The 18,232-nt window shown below is 63.4% G+C and carries 15 protein-coding genes; 7 read left to right on the top strand and 8 right to left on the bottom strand.

Annotated elements, in window-relative coordinates; all coding sequences use genetic code 11:
* The first annotated feature begins 320 nt into the window (after positions 1-320).
* Together INR38_RS28120 and INR38_RS28115 are read left to right on the top strand one after the other, a co-directional pair.
* Positions 321-758 (top strand): acetyltransferase, encoded by a 438-nt coding sequence (locus INR38_RS28120; protein WP_207444545.1) that lies wholly within the window; start codon positions 321-323, stop codon positions 756-758.
* A 155-nt stretch (positions 759-913) separates the two neighbouring features.
* The gene (locus INR38_RS28115) at positions 914-1,393 is read left to right on the top strand and encodes a GNAT family N-acetyltransferase (RefSeq protein ID WP_242699229.1); all 480 of its coding nucleotides are present in this window, start codon (positions 914-916) and stop codon (positions 1,391-1,393) included.
* A gap of 36 nt (positions 1,394-1,429) precedes the next feature.
* Here INR38_RS28115 and INR38_RS28110 read toward each other — a convergent pair whose 3' ends face one another.
* The 3 genes from INR38_RS28110 to INR38_RS28100 form a co-directional block, all read right to left on the bottom strand.
* A complete protein-coding gene (locus INR38_RS28110) occupies positions 1,430-1,870 on the bottom strand; it encodes a hypothetical protein (protein ID WP_013801890.1) in 441 nt (146 codons plus the stop codon).
* A 310-nt stretch (positions 1,871-2,180) separates the two neighbouring features.
* Positions 2,181-3,302: a PHB depolymerase family esterase gene (locus INR38_RS28105; RefSeq protein ID WP_207444544.1), complete on the bottom strand. Its 1,122-nt coding sequence runs from the start codon at positions 3,300-3,302 to the stop codon at positions 2,181-2,183.
* 10 nt (positions 3,303-3,312) lie between these two features.
* Complete coding sequence (locus INR38_RS28100; protein ID WP_207444543.1) at positions 3,313-3,726, bottom strand: CopG family transcriptional regulator; 414 nt, start codon at positions 3,724-3,726, stop codon at positions 3,313-3,315.
* A gap of 206 nt (positions 3,727-3,932) precedes the next feature.
* On the opposite strand from INR38_RS28100, the gene INR38_RS28095 reads away from it, so the two are divergent.
* Both INR38_RS28095 and INR38_RS28090 read left to right on the top strand, forming a co-directional pair.
* A complete protein-coding gene (locus tag INR38_RS28095) occupies positions 3,933-4,586 on the top strand; it encodes a hemolysin III family protein (protein ID WP_207444542.1) in 654 nt (217 codons plus the stop codon).
* Positions 4,587-4,744: 158 nt separating this feature from the next.
* Positions 4,745-5,068 carry a hypothetical protein gene (locus INR38_RS28090; protein ID WP_052155436.1) on the top strand — a complete coding sequence of 108 codons (324 nt, stop codon included), beginning with the start codon at positions 4,745-4,747 and terminating at the stop codon, positions 5,066-5,068.
* A gap of 88 nt (positions 5,069-5,156) precedes the next feature.
* On the opposite strand, the gene INR38_RS28085 is transcribed toward INR38_RS28090, so the two are convergent.
* Positions 5,157-5,309, bottom strand: coding sequence for a hypothetical protein (locus INR38_RS28085; RefSeq protein WP_013801894.1), 153 nt, complete (start codon positions 5,307-5,309; stop codon positions 5,157-5,159).
* Positions 5,310-5,611: 302 nt separating this feature from the next.
* Between INR38_RS28085 and INR38_RS28080 the strand changes: the two genes are divergently transcribed.
* Positions 5,612-6,331, top strand: a complete 720-nt coding sequence (locus tag INR38_RS28080; RefSeq protein ID WP_013801895.1) for a Crp/Fnr family transcriptional regulator — start codon at positions 5,612-5,614, stop codon at positions 6,329-6,331.
* Here INR38_RS28080 and INR38_RS28075 read toward each other — a convergent pair.
* Both INR38_RS28075 and INR38_RS28070 read right to left on the bottom strand, forming a co-directional pair.
* Positions 6,328-15,012, bottom strand: a complete 8,685-nt coding sequence (locus tag INR38_RS28075) for a glucoamylase family protein (protein ID WP_207444541.1) — start codon at positions 15,010-15,012, stop codon at positions 6,328-6,330. The two genes, INR38_RS28080 and INR38_RS28075, sit on opposite strands and share 4 nt — an antisense overlap.
* A gap of 21 nt (positions 15,013-15,033) precedes the next feature.
* A complete protein-coding gene (locus tag INR38_RS28070) occupies positions 15,034-15,276 on the bottom strand; it encodes a hypothetical protein (RefSeq protein ID WP_013801897.1) in 243 nt (80 codons plus the stop codon).
* 326 nt (positions 15,277-15,602) lie between these two features.
* Here INR38_RS28070 and INR38_RS28065 point away from each other — a divergent pair, with 326 nt between their 5' ends.
* Both INR38_RS28065 and INR38_RS28060 read left to right on the top strand, forming a co-directional pair.
* Positions 15,603-15,776 (top strand): glycine zipper 2TM domain-containing protein, encoded by a 174-nt coding sequence (locus INR38_RS28065; protein WP_085929082.1) that lies wholly within the window; start codon positions 15,603-15,605, stop codon positions 15,774-15,776.
* Positions 15,777-15,926: 150 nt separating this feature from the next.
* The gene (locus tag INR38_RS28060) at positions 15,927-16,715 is read left to right on the top strand and encodes a GGDEF domain-containing protein (RefSeq protein WP_080736917.1); all 789 of its coding nucleotides are present in this window, start codon (positions 15,927-15,929) and stop codon (positions 16,713-16,715) included.
* On the opposite strand, the gene INR38_RS28055 is transcribed toward INR38_RS28060, so the two are convergent.
* The gene (locus INR38_RS28055; RefSeq protein WP_034398712.1) at positions 16,712-16,870 is read right to left on the bottom strand and encodes a DUF3309 family protein; all 159 of its coding nucleotides are present in this window, start codon (positions 16,868-16,870) and stop codon (positions 16,712-16,714) included. The genes INR38_RS28060 and INR38_RS28055 overlap by 4 nt on opposite strands.
* Before the next feature lie 119 nt (positions 16,871-16,989).
* Positions 16,990-17,724, bottom strand: a complete 735-nt coding sequence (locus INR38_RS28050) for a Crp/Fnr family transcriptional regulator (protein WP_207444540.1) — start codon at positions 17,722-17,724, stop codon at positions 16,990-16,992.
* Positions 17,725-18,232: the final 508 nt, after the last annotated feature.

Below are 18,232 nucleotides of genomic sequence, written 5' to 3'. Positions count from 1 at the left end.
TTGTCTGCTGCCGGACCTGAGTCACCATTCGCGCAGTTGGTGTCGATGACAGCGATGCAGCGATTGCTGGCACTCATGCCCGTATCGTCAGCTTTCGATCACGGCCGCATATCAGTCATCCGAGCACCAAGGGTCAACCCAGCCCAGCGACGGAAGTAGCCGACGATGATCCAGGGGACTCCTAGAGGTCCGCTACTGCAGTCCATGAATAGCCACTGCCGACACAAAGCCGGCGTTCAGCGCCGTTCAAAGGAGCTGCGACGACTTAGCGGGTGTGTGCCGTCATACTTCACGCAAGCTGAATCATTTGCAAAGTTGCCATGTACACACTCCGCACATCACGTCCTGAAGATGGCGCCGCCCTGGTTGACCTTTGGCGGCGTTCCGTAGACGCCACCCATCACTTTCTCAGTCCCGATGATCGAAAGGCCATTGATGCCGAAGTGGTCGAGTTTCTGCCTCATGCGCCGGTGACTGTTGCTGTCGATGAACATGACCAGCCCCATGGCTTCATGCTGATCGATGGCACGCACATGGAGGCGCTGTTCATCGATCCGGATGTCCGCGGCACCGGCATTGGCCGCAAGTTGTTGCAGCATGGATTGGCGCTGCACGGGGCATTGAGCACAGACGTCAACATGCAGAACTCCCAAGCGGTTGGGTTCTATCAACGGATGGGGTTCGTTGAAACTGGACGTTCGGAGGTGGATTCGCAGGGACGCCCTTACCCCCTTATTCACCTGCGATACCAGGGCTAGCTGGAAGCAGGCCGCAGCTCGCATGGCGCCTGCCTTGCAGCAACAGCAACCCCGCACTGTGGACTGCTGCCCCCTTGGCTGACGCTCAGATACACGGTCGGCAACCACCGTTTTTGTACGCTTTGAATTTGATGGATAGACAACCAGATACAGGCATGAATTTGAAATTTAAGCGGCTCACTGAAGTTGATCCGGCCCATATTGTTTCGCTGAACAACAATCCAGATGTGCTGCGACAAATGCCGCTTGGAAGTGCGGATTTCGACCTGGCGAAAGCAAATGAATGGGCCCAGAAAAAAGATGCCCAGTGGCAGCAATACGGCTATGGGCCATGGGCGTTTGAAATTGATCAGCAATTTGCCGGCTGGGGCGGCTTGCAGTACGAGGAAGGTGATGCCGACCTCGCTTTGGTGCTTCACCCCAAGTTCTGGGGAAGTGGCAAAGCCATCTATCAAGAGATAGTGAAACGTGCATTCACTGGCTTGGGGCTGAACTCCATCACAATTTTGCTGCCACCTTCAAGAACCAGAATAAAAGGAGTTCTCAAGCTGGGATTTCGGCCAGATGGCGCATTGGATATCGAGGGGACTCGTTTTTTGCGCTATCGCCTGCATGCACCCGGCAAACCCGCTTGACCAGATCTTTGAGCAGCGCGTCTTGATCCCACGCACTCATACCTTGGCGAGGAAGGCCGCCGCATCACCCGCTTCACACTTCCAGTCTGCGAAGACCCCAACCAGGTTGCATTCCACGCAGTGGCAAGCGATGTAGTACCAGCGCACGTCGTGTGTGCCCTCGTACACGGAGACGCCGGACATCAGTTCGAACGTCTCGTTCTCGCACACGCACTCGTGTGCCTCGGGGGTGGCCTCTTCAACATATTCCGCGCTGTCGCCCATCAGGTGTTCCTGCCCGCAGTCGGTGCAGGTGCGGATGGCCACGCCGGCTTCCTCATCCGTCTGCAGCGCAAAAGTCCGGCACCCGCAATCGCATTTGGACGAGGCAAACCGGACGGCCTCATGAAGATTCGCAATGCTGTAGCTGCGCAGCTCGGCTTGGGTGTCGCCGGAAGTTGTCCCGTACCAGAACTCGCCCTTCTTCGTCAGTGCCATTGATACTGTTCCATTCTTCAAGTTGGGCTTCCCGGCAGACCTGACGCCAAGCTTTCCCGATGTTCCGGATTTTGCCTGATGGCACGGTGAATCGTCGCCAAGGGGCCGGGCCGAGGTGGACGCCGGCAAGGGCTGCGGAAATCCATGGATGCTGGTTCTTGGAGACTGCAGCCAGAGACCATCAAGTTCAGCTGTTGATCGCCGCCGATGTTCGATGTTGAAGATCCTGCGTCAGCTCTCAGCCTGAGACCATTGTTCGGAAACCTGCAGCTGCCGGCTGCTCCGCAGCGGTTGCTGCCGGTGCCGCGCGTCAGCAGCCGTGAGCACGCTTGTGCGAAAGGAAGAAGCGCAGCATCTCGGCGCTGGCGTCGATTCCTCCTGGCGTGGTGTAGCTGCCCTCTGAGCTGCCGCCGGACCATGCGTGGCCTGCGCCATGCAGTTGCCAGTGTTCAATGGCGGTACTTCCGTCGGCCGCGACATAGGCAGAGCGGGTGAATCGCTGGCGGTTCGGCGCATGGCCCTGGATGACGCAAGGTGCGCCTTGGGGACTTTGCGCGCTGCGTGCAGCATTCACCACGGCCGCGCCGTTGTCGTGGTGCACCGTCGTGTCGGCATCGCCGTGAAACACGATCACCGGACACACGCTGGGACCGCTGGCCGAGCCTGATGCTGCGCCTCTTCGCATCGCCTCGAGGGCTGATGGCAGATTGGACGCAGCACCGGCGGGCAAGCCCGAATGCACACCCACGGCGGCGAACAGCTCAGGATAGGTGCGTCCCAATATGTCCGCCATTGCACCGCCAGCCGATAGTCCGGCGACATAGACACGCGATGCGTCCACGCCATGGTCAGCCACCATCTGGCGTGTGAGGCCCGCCAGCAGTGCTGGCTCGCCCCGGCCCCGCTGCTGATGCTGGGCCTTGAACCAGTTCCAGCATTTTTGCGAGTTCGCATGCTGTGTTTGTTCGGGATAGAGCACCAATACACCAGCCCTGCGTGCCTGGTCATTCATGCGCGTGCCGGCGGCGAAGTCTTCCGGCCCTTGGGTGCAACCGTGCAGCATGAGGACGAGCGGCCGAGGCCCCGCTTCAAGTGCACTGCCTGGCGGCACATACAGCCGATAGGCCAGCTGCCGGCCTCCGTGCGAGTAGCTGCCGCGCAGCCATTGCTCGTCGCCGGAGGTGTCTGCCTGCGATGAGCCCGCAGGCACGGCGAGTTCGGGAGCATCGTCGATGAAACGGGCTTCGGCATCGACGATCCAGCCTTCTTCCCTATGACTGGTTGCGGCGGTCTTGCCGTGGGGCGCGGGCGCAGGTGCGGGGGCGCTTTCGCCTCGCAAGGTGCGCTGAATCAGCTCGGTTGCTTCCAGCAAATTGCCAGTGCGCGTCAGGCGTGTAGCCTCGCCCAGCATGTCGTGAAAAAGCTGTTTCATGGAATGGTTCTCAGGTAATGCGGCCGGCCAGAGCGGCACGAACGGCGGGGCTGGCCTGGAGCGCTCCCAGCACCGTGATGGATTCGATGGTTTCTGCGGCCAGCTGCGCAGGCACGTCCTGCGCGATGCTGGCCAAGCCCAGCACCCGGATCTGCAGCTTTTCCCCGGCAGCCTGCACCCGCATGAGATCGGCCTGGGAAAAATGCTGCATACCCAGGACCAGCATCTTGCGGGCGACGACCTGCTGCAACGCTTCCGCGTGGCTGCGCAGGTGATTGCGTATCGCTGTACGGATGAAATCACTGCGGTTTGCGTAGAAGCCTTCGGCGACCAGCAGGTCGATTTGGCCCAGGTCGACATAGCCCAGATTGATGGTGAGCTTCTCGGATTCGCTCACGCGAGGGGTGGAGGTGGTTGTGGCCATGGAACATCCTTATGCCATCCATATGGATGGTTTGAGGATGGTTTCAAGGCCTGATGTTTCAATTTGGCGCTGCACGTCGTGTGGTGTCCGGTGGACGGGCTCTCCAGCGTGTCCGTTGCCATCATTGCCCTGTCACGTCTGGGCCGTAGGGTGCCCTAGCCGGGCCACCGCGCCCGGCGTTGCTCAGCCATGCGCCAGGAGGCTCCATGCAAGATTTGCAGGCAGGCTCGCCGCACGGCCCTTGCGTTTGGGGCCGGCCCGGCGAACGGTTCAATACCTGGAGTCATCTGGCAGCCCTGCCCGTGGGCCTGGCGGCCAGTGTGGTTCTCATCTGCGAAACGGTGGCCGGCGGCGATGCGCGCAAGATTGTGGGCGCTGTGGTGTTTGGCCTGTCTCTGGCGGCGCTGTTTGGCGCATCGGCCCTCTTTCATGGCTGTACCGGGGGGCGCAAGCGTTTCTGGCAGCGCGTTGACCACGCCTGCATTTACCTGCTGATTGCCGGCAGCCACACGCCCTTTGCCTTGATGGCGCCCCCTGGCTTGTGGGCTTGGGTGCTGCTTGGCGGCGTATGGGGGCTCGCATTCCAGGGTGCGATACGTGCACTGGGTTTCGATTCGCCGCCGCGCCTGTCCCTGTACATCAGCCTTGGCTGGCTCAGCTTGGGAGGCGCGGTGCCGGTGGCCTTTCGCCATGGTGCGCAGACCCTGGCCTGGCTGCTCGCCGGCGGACTGCTCTATTCGGCAGGAACGGTGTTCTACCGTCGTCTGGCGAGCATGCGCCACGCGCACGGCATCTGGCATCTGTTCGTGGTTGCCGGCAGCGCCTGCCATACCGTCGCGGTAGCCGGTTTGCTCGCCTGACCTCCTGCCATTCATGGCTTCGACACCCTGCCGTCCTGATGAGGCTGTTTGCTTACGCAATTTCGGCGGGGCGGACCTCATCGAAAATTCTGGCATGGGCTTAAAACATGGTCGAGGCGGGGTGCATCCATCTCTTCCTCATCTTCGAGGAGAAGGCCATGACTGCATCGATTTCACTCAGGTCACTGCTTGGCAGGCCGCAGGACCCTGATCTTGCCGACCAGGCGGTTCCAGGGCACGGTGTTCCTTCGCAGGACCCCGACCAGGCAGCACAGATTCGAATGGGCAAGGCAGAGGCCTTGCGGGAGTCCAAATCAACCATGGTCGCCGGCTTCATGATTTTTGGCGCAGCACTGGGGTCTGCACTGGGCGCAGCCGTGGGAGGACCGGTTGGAATATTCGTTGGGGGCGCCGTCGGTGGCCTGGTGGGCGCCGGATGCGGGGAGGCGGCTGGAGCCACGTGGATCAAACACAAGGATTGATGGACCGGCCGGATGCAGAAACCCGTCCTTTGCGTCCATTGAAATCAAAAAGGGCCCGAGGGCCCTTTTTCGTTACGGAGCGGCTGGATTACTGCTTCGGTTGCCCTTGATGGGCTTGCTTCTTTTGCTCTTCAGCGGAGCCCGGCTGATGCTGCTTGGGAGCAGTTTGCTGTGGCTGGGGCTTGCTGGGCTGGCCAACGGGCTGCTGGCTTTTGCCTGGCGTGTTCTGGGAAACGGACATGTGAAACTCCTATGGTCTTCAAAAGCCAAGATGGCTCTTGAAAGTCCACTGTGTTCCTGGTCCAGGCGATGGGATGTAGTCAAACCAGCCGCAGACAAATTATGTTGTAAGCGTGGCAGCACAAGGGTTTTCGGGGGGCTTTCCGGATGCGGGGGGCCCGCAGGGCCAGGCACAGATGCCACTGCCGGTATGTGCGGTACCGCACAGAGCCGGTGGGCCTGGCCCGTAAGATGCAAGAGCGTCATTTCTGCTGTCTCCAGACTCTCTTGAAGTGCCGGGATGACTGCACTGGAATTGCCTTTATGCCCTCTTGCGCCGCGTCCACCGGCAATCATTTGCTCGCCTCCTTGCCGCCCGAGCCATGGCAGCGGTGGGAGCCTGCGCTGGAGCCCGTGGAGCTTGCCCTGGGCCAGGTGCTGTATGAAGCGGGCCGGGTCATGAGTCACGTGTACTTCCCCACGACGGCGATCGTCTCCCTGCTGTACGTGATGGAGAACGGTGCGTCGGCGGAGATCGCGGTGGTGGGCAACGAAGGGATTGTGGGCATTTCCCTCTTCATGGGCGGAGGGTCCACGACCAGCAGGGCGGTCGTTCAAAGCGCCGGCAGGGGCTATCGGCTGAAGGTCGGCGCCATGCAGGCGGAGTTCGAGCGCGGTGGCCCGGTTCTTCACCTCTTGCTGCGCTACACGCAGGCGTTGATCACCCAGATGGCCCAGACCGCCGTCTGCAACCGTCACCATTCACTCGACCAGCAGCTTTGCCGCTGGTTGCTGCTGAGCCTGGACCGGCTCCAGGGCACGGACCTGGTGATGACGCAGGAGCTGATCTCCAACATGCTCGGAGTCCGCCGCGAGGGAGTGACCGAGGCCGCGCTGAAGCTGCAGCGCGCCGAGATCATCCGCTATTCGCGTGGCCGCATCAGTGTGCTGGACCGTACGGGCCTGGAGCAGCGCTCCTGCGAGTGCTATGCGGTGGTGAGAAAAGAGTACGACCGGTTGCTGCCGGACATCACGGCTTGCTAGGTCCCGATCGCGGCCTCTTGCACAGGGATGACAAAGCAGCTGTGCGCTGCCAGCTCTGTCCAGCGCAGCCTCTGCGATACCTGCAGCATGACCGCCCCCTCCCCGTCACACTTGGCCGCCAGCGCGTCGGTGCTGCCGCGAATCAGGAGAAAGCGCATGCTGCGGCCCTCCCGTTTCAATACCAGTTCGGCCTGGGGCCAATGGGAAGGAAGGCAGGGGGTGAAGAACAGTTCCCCGGCGTGGATGTGCAGCCCCAGGATGGATTCCACCGCGGCGCGATGCATCCATGCAGCCGAGCCCGTGTACCAGCTCCATCCGCCCCGTCCGACAAAAGGGGGCTGGGTGTATACGTCTGCTGCCATGGCGTAAGGCTCGATGGCGTATTGGCTGCCCCATACGGGATGGCTGGCGCGATGGGCCGGACTCAGGTAGGTGAAGTACCGGTAGGGTGTGTCCTGGAGGCGCTCGCTGCCGGTGGCGGTGGCGTGCGCCGCCTGGCGCAGGGCCAGCGAAGCGGCGGCCATCACGGCCCACGCTCCGGCATGGGTGTACTGCCCGCCGTTTTCCCGCACCCCTGCCGGGTAGGCCTGGATATAGCCTGCATGCGGAAGGCCATGGACCAGGGGCGGTGCCAGCAGCGGGATCAGGCCTGTATCGGGCTGGACCAGCTCCGTGTCCACCGCTTCCATGGCAATGCGCGGGCGCGAGGTGCCTGACGTGGTGACCAGGACCGACCAGGCCTGCGCAATCAGATCGATGCGCGCCTCGGGTTGCCGGGCCGAACCCAGCACCGTGCCGTCATCGAAGAACGCCCGCCGGTACCAGCGCCCATCCCAGCCCGCAACATCCAGGGCCTGGCGCCAGCCGGCCAGGGCTGTCTGCCAGGCGTCGGCGCGTGCTTCGTCGCCGCAGCCGCGTGCCAGCGGTATCCAGTCCGTGACGATGGCGCACAGGAACCAGGCGAGCCATACCGATTCACCCCGGCCTTGGTGACCAACAGCGCTCATGCCATCGTTCCAGTCTCCTGCGCCCATCAGGGGCAGGCCGTGCACGCCCACGGCAAGGCTGCGGTCGATGGCGCGCGCCGCATGCTCGTAGACCGAAGCCGAAACTTCGCTGATGCCCGGTGTTTCGTAGACATCGTCCACGCCGTCGGCAATGGCGGGCGCCTCCAGGAACGGAACCTGCTGCTGCAGCAGCGCCGTGTCGCCAGTGGCCTGGAGATAGTGCGAGCAGGCGAAGGGCAGCCACAGCAGGTCGTCGCTGCAGCGGGTGCGCACGCCGGCACCCGAAGGCGCATGCCACCAGTGCTGCACGTCCCCTTCGAGGAATTGCCGTGAGGCGCACAGCGTGATCTGTTGCCGCAGCACGCCGGGATCGGCCCAGACAAGCGCCATGGCGTCCTGCAATTGGTCGCGGTAGCCGGTGGCGCCTCCCGCCTGGTAGAAACCGGCCTTGGACCACAGCCGCGAGGAGACCGTCTGGTAGGGCAGCCAGCGGTTCACAAGCACGTCCATCAGCGGATCGGGCGTGTGGATCTGCGTGGCCTGGAGCAGGCCATCCCAGTAGTCGCTGTTGGCCTGTTCTCGTGCCTTGGGGGCCAGGACGGTGGCTTGCTCCAGCAACTGGCGCGCCGCATCGGGACTCGTGGCATGGCCGATCAGATAGGTCTGCTCCCAGGTCACGCCGGGCCGAAGCGTGGCCAGGCGCGACAGGGCTGCGCAGGGTTCGAGCCCGTATCCGCTGCGCTGCCCCAGCTGTGCCGGGAGCTGCAAATGTCCGTCGGATGCAAAGAACTCGCTGCGGTCGCAGGTCCAGTCAAGGCTGTCGTGCTTTCCCGCGAGGGTGCCTTCGCCGGCATGCGATTCGCAGAAGAAAGCCGTGCCGCCACCAAAGCCGCCCGCAGCCTCGGTCTGGGTGCATAGCAGGCCCAGAAAGCGCTTGTCGGGCGCCGCTGCCCACAGGGCCATGGTCTCCAGCGTGGCGCGGTCGGCCCGGCGCTCGCCCAGCATCCACTCCACCATGCCCGCCATCCTCAGGTGCATCTTGGAGTTGCCATGGTTGACCACGGTGATGCGCACTTGCTTGACGGCCGTCCTGATGTCCACGCACCAGCGCGCACGGATGCCCAGGTCGCCGTGGCGGTGGGCGATTTCAGTGAAGCCCTGGCCATGCACCACGCTGTAGCGGGCCTGGGCATGCCCCCAGGCGCTGGGGGCCACGCTCCATGTCTCGCGTGTGCGCCGGTTCTGGAGAAAAAACCACTCTGACGGCATGTCGCAGACGGGATCATTGGACCAGGCCGTGACCTGATTGAGCCGGCTGTTGATCGCCCAGGTATTGCCTGCGCCGCTTTCGGATATCTGCCCTCCGAAGCCGGGGTTGGCCAGGACGTTGATCCAGGGCCTGCCCGGACGCCGGGATGCGCTGACATCGAATTGGAAGTGGCCATGGTCGCCGAGGAACTGTCCGGTCGATGCGGGGACAGCCGAGCCTCGGCTTGGCTGGACCGGTATTTTCTGAGGCAGATGCGCTGTGCGCCGCCGGCTGGCCTGGGCCTCGAACTGCTCGCTCCAGGCATGGATCTGTTGCAGCAATGCACGGCCATCGGCATGCAGGCGCACACATGCCAGGCGCTCCAGGCAGGCTGCCTGCGCGGGGGTGAGCGTGTCCTGGCCCAGGACATGAAAGCCTGTCGTGCTGAGCCCTGGGCGGGCGTTGCCGGCCGCCTCATGCTGTTCGCCGATGGCGTTCAGCTCGGCCTGCACCGGCATGTAGTAGGAGTGAAACTCGCTGCTGAGCACGACCAGGTCGCAGGCCACGCCGGCGCGCGACCATTCGCCCAGGGCCTGTCCCAGTATGCGCAGCAGGCCCAGGCCTTGGGGCGCCGCGGCACTCACCACGATGATCGGCCTGTCGCCCGAAAGGCCCAACTGCCACAGCACGCGCCGGTCCTGGATCTGCGGCAGGCGGACGGCGCCTGCGCGATGCGGGTGCAGGCCGGGCTGCAGCTTGGGCAGGGTGAACATCAGCGCCGTGCCCAGCAGTTGCAGTGCCGGCAGGTACTCGGGCCGGGGCCGGTGCTGCAGGGCATCCTGGCCCTGCGCCAAGGTGGCGGAGATCACGGAGGTGCGCTCCACATAGCTGGGCTGGCGGTACTTGTCCAGGATGGCCATGAGGGTGCTGGCACTGTCGCAGGCAGCCGTCGCAAACACCACGCTCACTTGTCCGCCAGGGCCCACGCGCATGCGCACGCCCAGCACGGCGACGGGATCCAGGCCGGTGTCCAGCGCGACAGCTTCACCCGGTGCGGGCTCCAGGCACGCCTGCGGCTGGCTGGCCGCGTGATTGCGGCCGGCCCATTTCGCCCGATCGCTCTGGTAGCGCAGGCCCAGGACCTCCCCCTGCGTGCCGGCCACGAAATGGGCCATCTGCACCACCTTCTCCTCCTTGTGGCGGGCAACCCGCTCAAAACGCATGCCCTGCTGCTGCGCCAGCCAGTGCGCCTTCACGAACATGCTGGAGAACGCCGGGTGGGCCTCGTCCGCGCCCGCGCCGGCCAGGACCACCTCCATGGCCGATATCAGCTCCACGTCCATGGGCAGGTTACCCAGGTTGTTCAGCACGACCTTGCGCAGCTCGATATCGTCTTCAGGGCTGATCCAGACCGTGGTGCGCACACGCCATTGCGGCCAGCGGGCATCGAAGCACATGCGGTCCGGGTGGAACGTGCTGGTGTAGGCCGCCTGCGGGTCGGGCGCAGGGCTGCGGGTCACGGACACCGGGGCGCTGTCCCGGTCCGTTCGCAGGTAGACAAAGCTCCCGTGCGCATCGCGCAGCAGGTCGTCGCGCCAGCGCGTGATGTGGGTGTTGCCCAGGCGGCTCCACCCGGCTCCGTTGGCGCGCAATGCAACGCTGTAACGCCCATTGCTCAGCAAGAGGGTCGGCTCCAGGGCCCGGGCCCCCGGGACGACGGTGCGGATCGCGTTGGCAGGCCGTCGGGACTGGGCATGCAAAAAGGGTGCGGCCAGCGCGCCGGGCCTCAGGCCTGCAAGCTCGCGGGGGGTGCGCTCCTGCAGCAGCGTGGACATGGCCTGGATGCGGGGGTGGTCAGAGCCCCAGCGCTGTGCAACCCCTTGCAGCAGCACATTGGCCAGGGCCACGATGGTCATGCCCTGGTGATGGGCCATGTAGGTGCTGACGAGCGTGAACCTTCCGCCATGGATTTGCCGTGCGGCAGAAAAGTCCAGGGCCTCGTAGAAGCCATAGCGCCCGCGCGCAGCCAGGGCGGCCAGCGCGCGGAAGTTCGCGCACGCGGGTACCGCAGCCACCTGGCAGGCCAGCGCCGTGGCGTAGGGGGCGATGACTTTCTCTGCCATCGGCGTGCGGCGCAGTGCCAGGCAGGGCACTCCCTGGGAGGCGTACTGGTAGGCCAGCGACTGGTCGCGCGCCGCATAGGCGCTTTCCGACATGCCCCAGGGAATGCCCAGGCCCTTGGCAAAAGCCATCTGTTCGCGCAGTGCGCAGCGGTTGGCCTCGTCCAGCGCGCTGCCCGCTGGCTCCACTGCCACCAGCGAAGGCATCAGGTACTCGAACATGGACCCCGACCAGGACCGCAAAATCGCGTTGCGGCCATGGGCGAAGAACGGCCGGCCCAACGCCTTCCAGTGCCTGGCGGGAAGGTCGCCCTTGGCAATGGCCAGCAAGCTGGTGGTGCGGGACTCGGAGGCCAGCAGGTCGTAGAACGATGCGTCGAGCTGCTGCTCCTCGAGCCGGTAGCCTATGTGCAGCAATTGCCGCCGCGGGTCGAGCAGGAAACGGAAATCCGCATCCCACGCCAGCTGCTCCAGGGTGTGGGCCATCGTCCGCAGGCGCAGGGAGATCGCATCTTGCTGCCCCGCGCCGACGGCGCTGACGTCCAGGGCCGCCGACTGCAGGGTGGCCAGCAGGTCGGCCAGCAGCCATGGCAAGGGGTCCTGCGGCCCGGGCGGGGTGTCGGCCACGGCCCCAGGTTCCGGCAGATCGAGCGCGTGAAGCTCCGCAAAGGCGTCGCGCAGCAATCCCTGCAGCATCATCTGGGCCGATATGTCTGCGGGATCGGCCAGGGGGCTGTCCAGCAACTGGCCGATAGCCGTCTGCTGCAGCGGGCGCTGCAACAGGCGCGCTGCGCCCGCCAGGCAGGGTTTCAACCGGCGCCTGGCCGCATGGATCGCCTGCTGGCTGGCCGCAGGATCCAGCGGGGCGCGGGCCAGCTCAAGGCAGGCGCGGGATACGGCAAGCAGATGGGCTCCGAGGTTGCCGCTGTCCACGGTGGAGACATAGCGAGGCAGCAGCGGCTGCAGGCTCTGGGTGTCATACCAGTTGAGGAAGTGGCCGTTGTGGCGCTCCATCCTGGCCAGCGTGGCCGAGGTCGCTTCCAGGCGCATCAGCAGATCCTGGGTGCCGATCCAGCCGAACTGCCGCGCACAGGCGGCGCTGAGCAGATAAAGGCCGATGTTGGTGGGAGAGGTGCGGTGGGCGAGCACCTCGAACGGCGCCGTCTGAAGGTTGTCCGGGGGCAGGTGGTTGTCGCCTTCGCCCACGCAGCGCTCGAAAAGCCGCCAGGTGTCACGCGCAATGTCCTGCAGCAGTTCGCGGTCTGTGGTCTGCAGCCCTGCATGGCTGAAAGGGGCCCGCCACGGGGCATTGCACAGCCAGACCAGGGCCGGGGTGAAAACCCAGGCGGACAGCAGCAGCCATGCCGCGGCTGGCAGCGGGGCGGGCAGCAGCCACAGGGCCGCCAGCAGCGCAAGCGCGAGCACGGTGCTGTGCCAGTGCCTTGACAAGGCCGGCGCCCAGCCGGGCCGGATGGCGGCATGGGATGCTTCGGCGGTGGTCCATTCCAGCAGATGCCTTTTGCTTACGGCCATGCGGTACAGCGTGCGGGCCACGGCATCCGCGTGGAGCATGGCCTGCGGCAGCAGTTGCGCCAGGTACCACGCGCCGGACAGTGCCACCTGCAGCAACTGCCGTGCGCACTGCAGGGCGAAGCGGCTGCCCACGAATCGCGCATGGTGCGGAAGGGCACCGGCGATGGCGCCTATCAACGGCCCGGTGATGCAGGCCGCCGCCGCCAGTGCCAGGGACAAAGGCAGGGCCAGGCCATGTCCTGCCATGGACAGCACGATCAGCAGCAGCGACACGGGCGCAACCAGGGAGCGGCGCAGGTTGTCGAACAGCTTCCATCGGTGGATGGCCGCCAGTTGCCAGTACCTGCCGTGCCACAGCACGGGCAGCAATTGCCAGTCCCCGCGCACCCAGCGATGCAGCCGGGCTGCTGCCGTGTCGCTGTGCAGCGGGTCCGACTCCATCACGGTCACATCGGAGATCGCCGCGCAGCGGGCCAGCGAGCCTTCCAGCAAGTCATGGCTGAGGATGCGGTCCTCGGGCAGGCGCTGCGACAGCACGGCGTGCAGGGCCTGCACATGGAGAAGGCCCTTGCCGATGAAACTGCCTTCTCCAAAGAGGTCCTGGTACACATCCGAAGTGGCTGCGCTGTAGGGGTCCATGCCCCGCTGTCCGGAAAAAAGCCACTGCCAGGCAGAGGTTTGCCGCGTCTGCGGCAAGGGCGACACCACGTGCGGCTGCAGGATGCCGTAGCCGCGTATGACCTTGCGCCCGGTGGCATCCAGTTCAGGCTGGTTGTGCGGGTGCTCGGCGATGCCTACCAAAGCCCTGACCTGGCCCGGCGGCAGTTCGGTGTCGCTGTCCAGCGTCAGCACATAGCGCACGCCGGCAGGCAGGTCGGACAGCACGCCCATCTCCAGGAAGGGGGCCGGCATTTCCGTCGCCAGCGCCGTCACCAGTTGCTCGAGCTTGCCGCGCTTGCGCTCCCAGCCCATCCACAGGCCCTGCGTCGCGCTGAAGGAACGGGGGCGGTGCAGCAGCAAAAAGCGCTGGGCCTGGCCCTCCCCGGCGGGGTAGCGCAGGTTGAGCGCCTGTATCTGTTCGCGTGCCTGCGCGAGCAGCGGCTCATCGTCGGCCGTGCTCTGCCGGTCCGCATCCGCCCAATCGCTCAGCAGCGCGAAATGGACACAGTGCTCCGGATTGGCGAGATAGTGCAGCTGCAGGCGGTGTGCCAGTTCGGAGATGGCAGCAGGCTTGCTCAGCAGCGCAGGAATGACGACCAGGGTGCGCGCCGAGGGGCCGATCCCCTCCTTCAAGAGAAAGCGCGGCAGATGCGCTGGAGTGGCGGACTCGCAGATGAGCCGGTTCACCAGGGCCAAAACCGCCTCGGAGGCCGGGAAAAACATGAGCAGTCCCAGCAGGGCCAGGCCTGCATGGCCCACCCATGCGTCCAGCGGGCCCAGGGGACCCAGCGGACCCTGTATCGCGGCGGCATTGCCTGCGCCGTTGAGGTGCAGCATCCATGCCACCAGGGCCAGCGAAGCTGCCACAACGGCGCCGATGTAGGTGACCGTGCGCGACAGCAGGAGGATGGCATACCAGCGGTCCGACAGGGGCCGTCGCGCGCCGAACATGTCCTCCAGTTGGGCGCGTCCCTCGCCCTGCAGCCAGTACCCGGCCAGTTGGGCTGCGCCCTGCGACTGGCCCATCAACCGGATGAGGGCCCTGGCCACGGCGGCCTCGGAGCGATCAGGGCTGCGCGCGGCCAGGCGCTCTATGCCATGCAGCGTAGTGTTGCGGCTGGCATCGTCCTCGGCCAGGAAAACGGGCGAGGCTTGCAGTGCGCGCACGACCAGGCTGGTCCTGCCCACGATACCGGGCCAGTCTCCGGCGCCCACCAGCCGCAGCGAGGCCACCGCATTGCCCACGCTCAGGTGGTCGGCCGCGCTGTCGGCATGCTGCTGCACCTGCAGTGCCGCCAGATCGGGCACTGCACTGCGCAGCCACTCTTCGATCTGCATGTACGCGCCGTCGCTGAAGACCGAGCGATGCCCAAAGAGTGTTTGCGCCAGATGGGACAGGAAGACCTGGCCTACACCGCGCAATTGCATCAAGCGGTGGATTTCGTGGAAGCCGACGGCATCGAGCCTGTCGATATGGCCCGCAGCCAGTGTGGCCACCTCCTTGGCCGCCGCCTGGCACGCAATCCGCTCCGCCAAGCGCCTCAAATTCTCGACCAGAATCACCCGCAGCGTGGTGGGCAGCGCCCAGAGCTCACCCTGGCTGAGTTCGCTCTTGTTCTGGTATGCGTCAAGAAAACAGGTCAATAGCGATTCATCGAAGGCACCATCGGTGTGGGCGACAAAGGACCATGCCACCTGGTAGATGCGTGGAAGGCCTGTGAGCGGGGCCTCCTGCAAGACGGGCAGCGAGCGGTAGTAGCGGGTGGAAAGGCCTTCGCTGATCTCCCGCAGCTGATCCTCGATCAGGTGGAAATTGTCGAAAAGCCACTCTGCGCCGGATCCCAGCTCATGGCCCTCCTGGTGCAGGCCGGCGATGTACCTGAATGAGGTGCGCAGGGATCTGAGATTGTTTTCAAGACGTGGATAGAACGTCGCCTGGCCAAAACGGGGGCGGCCCACGGCATGCGCGCCCCCCAGGGTCATCCCATACTGTTCAAAGTATGCGCAGCCAAAAAGCTCCGACCTGATGGGTGCCAGGACTTCTCCATGGCGGGCATCCAGCAGGTGGCTGATATGTGGCGGTATCCATTTCCAGCGCTTGCGCATTTGCATTCATGGCTTCCGGGCAGCGCACTACAGAGCAAGCCACACGACGGCGGCCAGGGTTGCGATCAGCAGCATTCCCGTCAGCGTGCGCTCGCCCAGCATGCGGTGGATGGCCGTGAATCCCGTCCAAAGCGCGAGCAATGGCCTTCTCAGCGCATCGCAGTGCGCCAGGTGCTCGGTGAGCATGAGGCGATCCATCTGGGACAGGCTGGCAGGCCCGCCGACGCAGGAGGTGTCCCAGGTCGGGACGAGGTTGGAAAAGCGGGGCATGGGCGGAACTCCTGGTGCGGATTGCGCGGATGCAATCCCTTGGACACATGCCCTCTTGTAGGGGGCGCAGGCCGCGGCGTCTGTGCGCAGACGAACATTCACGGGCAACACGCGGCGATGTGCCCTACCGCACCGACGGCGATGTGCGAACAGGCCACTGTGGGACGGCATGGCAGCCACAGCGCAGCGCGTGGGTGCGGTGGACGGCGTTCCTGACCAGGGCGGGCAGCCTCCACGCCATGCGCCAGTCCACTACGTTTCAAAGAGGTTCTCCCATGAAAAAAATCAAGGTCAATGCGCTCGCCCTGGCGGCGACAGTCCTGCTGATGGGCCTGGCCGGCTGCGGCAATATGTCCAAAAGGGATCAAAGCACGGCGATCGGTGCGGGTGCAGGAGCGATCGGCGGGGCCGTGCTCACAGGAGGCAGCGCTGTGGGGACGGTCGGTGGTGCTGCGGTCGGTGGAGTCATCGGCAACCAGGTCGGCAAGGACAAGAAGTAAACCGTGCCATGCAGGCTTGGCATCCTGCATGGCCATGTAGAAATCGCTGGCGGATCAAGGGCTTGTCTGTGAAATGGTGAAGGCGATATTCATCTTCCGGATCTGCGAATCATCCGTTTCCCTCAAGCATGGCGAATTCTGAGGAACACCATGGCTCAAAGGTATCCAAGGCACATCGGATCAAGAAGAACAGGTGCTTTTTTTGCAGACGAAGCAGGCCTTCGCCCCCACGCCATCCAGTCGGATTTCGAGCGAAATCACTGGCTGGGCGTCTCCGTGGAAAATCGAATGCGCAAGGGGCTTGAAGCCTGTTTGCAAGGCCTGCAGCGGCAATGCGATTCACTGCGCGAGGAGTTGCACAACACGCGTATCGCCCTGGGAAAGGCGCATTTCGAGCTTGACAGGACCAAGGCGGATGAACGCGCAGCGCATCACCTGGCGACACATGACCATCTGACCTCCCTGCCGAACAGGTTCTCATTCCTGGATCGGCTTTCCAGGGCGATCGGCTTTGCCATGCCCCAGGCCATTCCCATCGCGGTGTTGTATATGGATCTGGATGGCTTCAAGACAATCAACGATCTCCATGGCCACAGTGCAGGAGATGAAGTCCTCAAGGTCGTATCGGGCCGCCTGAGATCCTTCATCCGCCGCGAGGATCTGGTGTGCAGGCTGGGAGGCGACGAGTTCGCATGCCTGCTGGAGCCCTCTCCGGAAATGGAGCAGCTGCGCGCCTTGGCCAGAATGATCTGCAGGGAAATAGCCAACCCCATTCACTGCAACGGGCTGGAGCTGAAAGTGGAGGCCAGCATGGGCATCGTGATCGCACACGAATGGCCTGTGTCTGCGGAGCAATTGATTGCTGATGCGGATCGCGCCATGTATCGGGCCAAGCGCATGCGCAGCGGCTATCAGTTCAGTGTTTTTGAGGGCACTTAGGCCCGCCCCGTAAGCAGCAATACCACGACCACCACCACCAGCAGGCTTATCGCAATGCTGGGAGCGTATCCCCAGCTACGGCTGTGGGGCCATGAAGGCAGAGCGCCTACAAGCACCAGGATCAGGACGATTAGAAGAATGGTGGTCAGACTCATGATGCTCTCCAAGGCGCTTTGCAATGCACGGCGTAGAGTTGCATTGCATCGTGTTTCCAAGCGATGGTCTGTGCGCTGGCGCACGTCCTTGGATTTTTGACTTGTTGACTTTTGGCCTTTCAGGCCGGGGCGCCCATGATTCTTGAATAGATTTGTCTGTCTGCCGCGTAGCAGCTGCACGCCCTGTTTTCCAGCGCTGCGCGGTTCAATACCATCATCTCACCACGTTTGTAGGCAATCATGCCGTCGTTCTGAAATCTGCTGGCGATGTTGGTGATGCTGACACGCCGTACGCCCAGTATCAATGCCATGAATTGCTGTGTGACATGAAAGCTGCCGGCACATCGGTCGCTGCTCATCAACAGCCATCGGGCCAGACGGGAGGCTGCCGTATGGTAGTTAAGGCAGACTGTGAAACGTGCCTGTTGATGCAAGCGCACAAGTATGAATTTTTTTATCAATTCACCGAGCATGGGGATCTCTGTGCACTGCTTTTCTAGATCCGTGCGGCTTATTCGCCAGCAGGTACCAGATTGCTGTACCAAGATCTTCCAAGGAAGAGGTGTTGCATTGCCTAGAATGATTTCTGACCCGACCATCGCCTCATTCCCTACCATGCCTATTCCCAGGGAATGTCCCAGGGGATGGTTGCTGTTGATTTCCATGACCAAAGAGATGCATCCGCTTTCAGGAAAGTAAGCGTGCTCCAAAGGGTTGCCTGCTTTGCTCAATTCTGATAATGCGATCAATTCGAAGATTTCACAGTGCTCAACAAAGTGATCTGCCGATGAAGGATAAAGCAGGCGTATTATCCTGTTTTCAATATTGGCATGGTGGGCGCCCGAATTTTTCATACAATTCCAATGAAATGAGTTTCGTTCATTTCTCGTGATGGATACCTCGATGACTGACGCTGAAGCCGGTCATCAGATGATTTTTCTCTTCAAGCAGGCCGCACTATTGATCATGGTGCTTTTTTGATTCCATGTATGTGCGGCTGCGTACGCAAAGCCAGCTGCCGAGAAGGCGGGTTTTTCATATGAAACTCAGTTCTGCTGCCTAGTCCGAGATGAGGTCATTTAATTGCGCATCCAAAATATTTTTTCCAGGATGTGCGCTGGCGAACAGAAAAATAGCAAAAATAGATCCAAAAATAACGCTGGCCGGCCTACGCAACTAAAAAAACGAAGAAATGCCACGCACGGAAGGCGCCATGACCGCCAATTCAAAAATGTCGGAACTTGGGCGCCGGCAGCGCCTTGCAGAACAACCAGCGAGTGACCGGTCTTGACCGTTGCAGCCACTCACGCACTGCGCCGTGAATGTCGCAGTTCAGCCTGAAGCAGCCAACCCAAGCGGGCG

It is taken from the genome of Delftia sp. SD018 (genome assembly GCF_017355445.1).
GTDB classification, from domain to species: Bacteria; Pseudomonadota; Gammaproteobacteria; order Burkholderiales; family Burkholderiaceae_C; genus Comamonas; species Comamonas acidovorans.
This window is presented reverse-complemented; position numbering and strand designations above follow the sequence as displayed.

What these genes read in the sequence shown, in the direction of transcription:
- INR38_RS28090 (WP_052155436.1), top strand. Translation starts at nt 4,745, where the DNA reads ATGACTGCATCGATTTCACTCAGGTCACTGCTTGGCAGGCCGCAGGAC.
- INR38_RS28070 (WP_013801897.1), bottom strand. Translation starts at nt 15,276, where the DNA reads ATGCCCCGCTTTTCCAACCTCGTCCCGACCTGGGACACCTCCTGCGTC.
- INR38_RS28060 (WP_080736917.1), top strand. Translation starts at nt 15,927, where the DNA reads ATGGCTCAAAGGTATCCAAGGCACATCGGATCAAGAAGAACAGGTGCT.
- INR38_RS28075 (WP_207444541.1), bottom strand. Translation starts at nt 15,012, where the DNA reads ATGCAAATGCGCAAGCGCTGGAAATGGATACCGCCACATATCAGCCAC.
- INR38_RS28095 (WP_207444542.1), top strand. Translation starts at nt 3,933, where the DNA reads ATGCAAGATTTGCAGGCAGGCTCGCCGCACGGCCCTTGCGTTTGGGGC.
- INR38_RS28120 (WP_207444545.1), top strand. Translation starts at nt 321, where the DNA reads ATGTACACACTCCGCACATCACGTCCTGAAGATGGCGCCGCCCTGGTT.
- INR38_RS28080 (WP_013801895.1), top strand. Translation starts at nt 5,612, where the DNA reads ATGCCCTCTTGCGCCGCGTCCACCGGCAATCATTTGCTCGCCTCCTTG.
- INR38_RS28100 (WP_207444543.1), bottom strand. Translation starts at nt 3,726, where the DNA reads ATGGCCACAACCACCTCCACCCCTCGCGTGAGCGAATCCGAGAAGCTC.
- INR38_RS28065 (WP_085929082.1), top strand. Translation starts at nt 15,603, where the DNA reads ATGGGCCTGGCCGGCTGCGGCAATATGTCCAAAAGGGATCAAAGCACG.
- INR38_RS28050 (WP_207444540.1), bottom strand. Translation starts at nt 17,724, where the DNA reads ATGAAAAATTCGGGCGCCCACCATGCCAATATTGAAAACAGGATAATA.
- INR38_RS28115 (WP_242699229.1), top strand. Translation starts at nt 914, where the DNA reads ATGAATTTGAAATTTAAGCGGCTCACTGAAGTTGATCCGGCCCATATT.
- INR38_RS28085 (WP_013801894.1), bottom strand. Translation starts at nt 5,309, where the DNA reads ATGTCCGTTTCCCAGAACACGCCAGGCAAAAGCCAGCAGCCCGTTGGC.
- INR38_RS28055 (WP_034398712.1), bottom strand. Translation starts at nt 16,870, where the DNA reads ATGAGTCTGACCACCATTCTTCTAATCGTCCTGATCCTGGTGCTTGTA.
- INR38_RS28105 (WP_207444544.1), bottom strand. Translation starts at nt 3,302, where the DNA reads ATGAAACAGCTTTTTCACGACATGCTGGGCGAGGCTACACGCCTGACG.
- INR38_RS28110 (WP_013801890.1), bottom strand. Translation starts at nt 1,870, where the DNA reads ATGGCACTGACGAAGAAGGGCGAGTTCTGGTACGGGACAACTTCCGGC.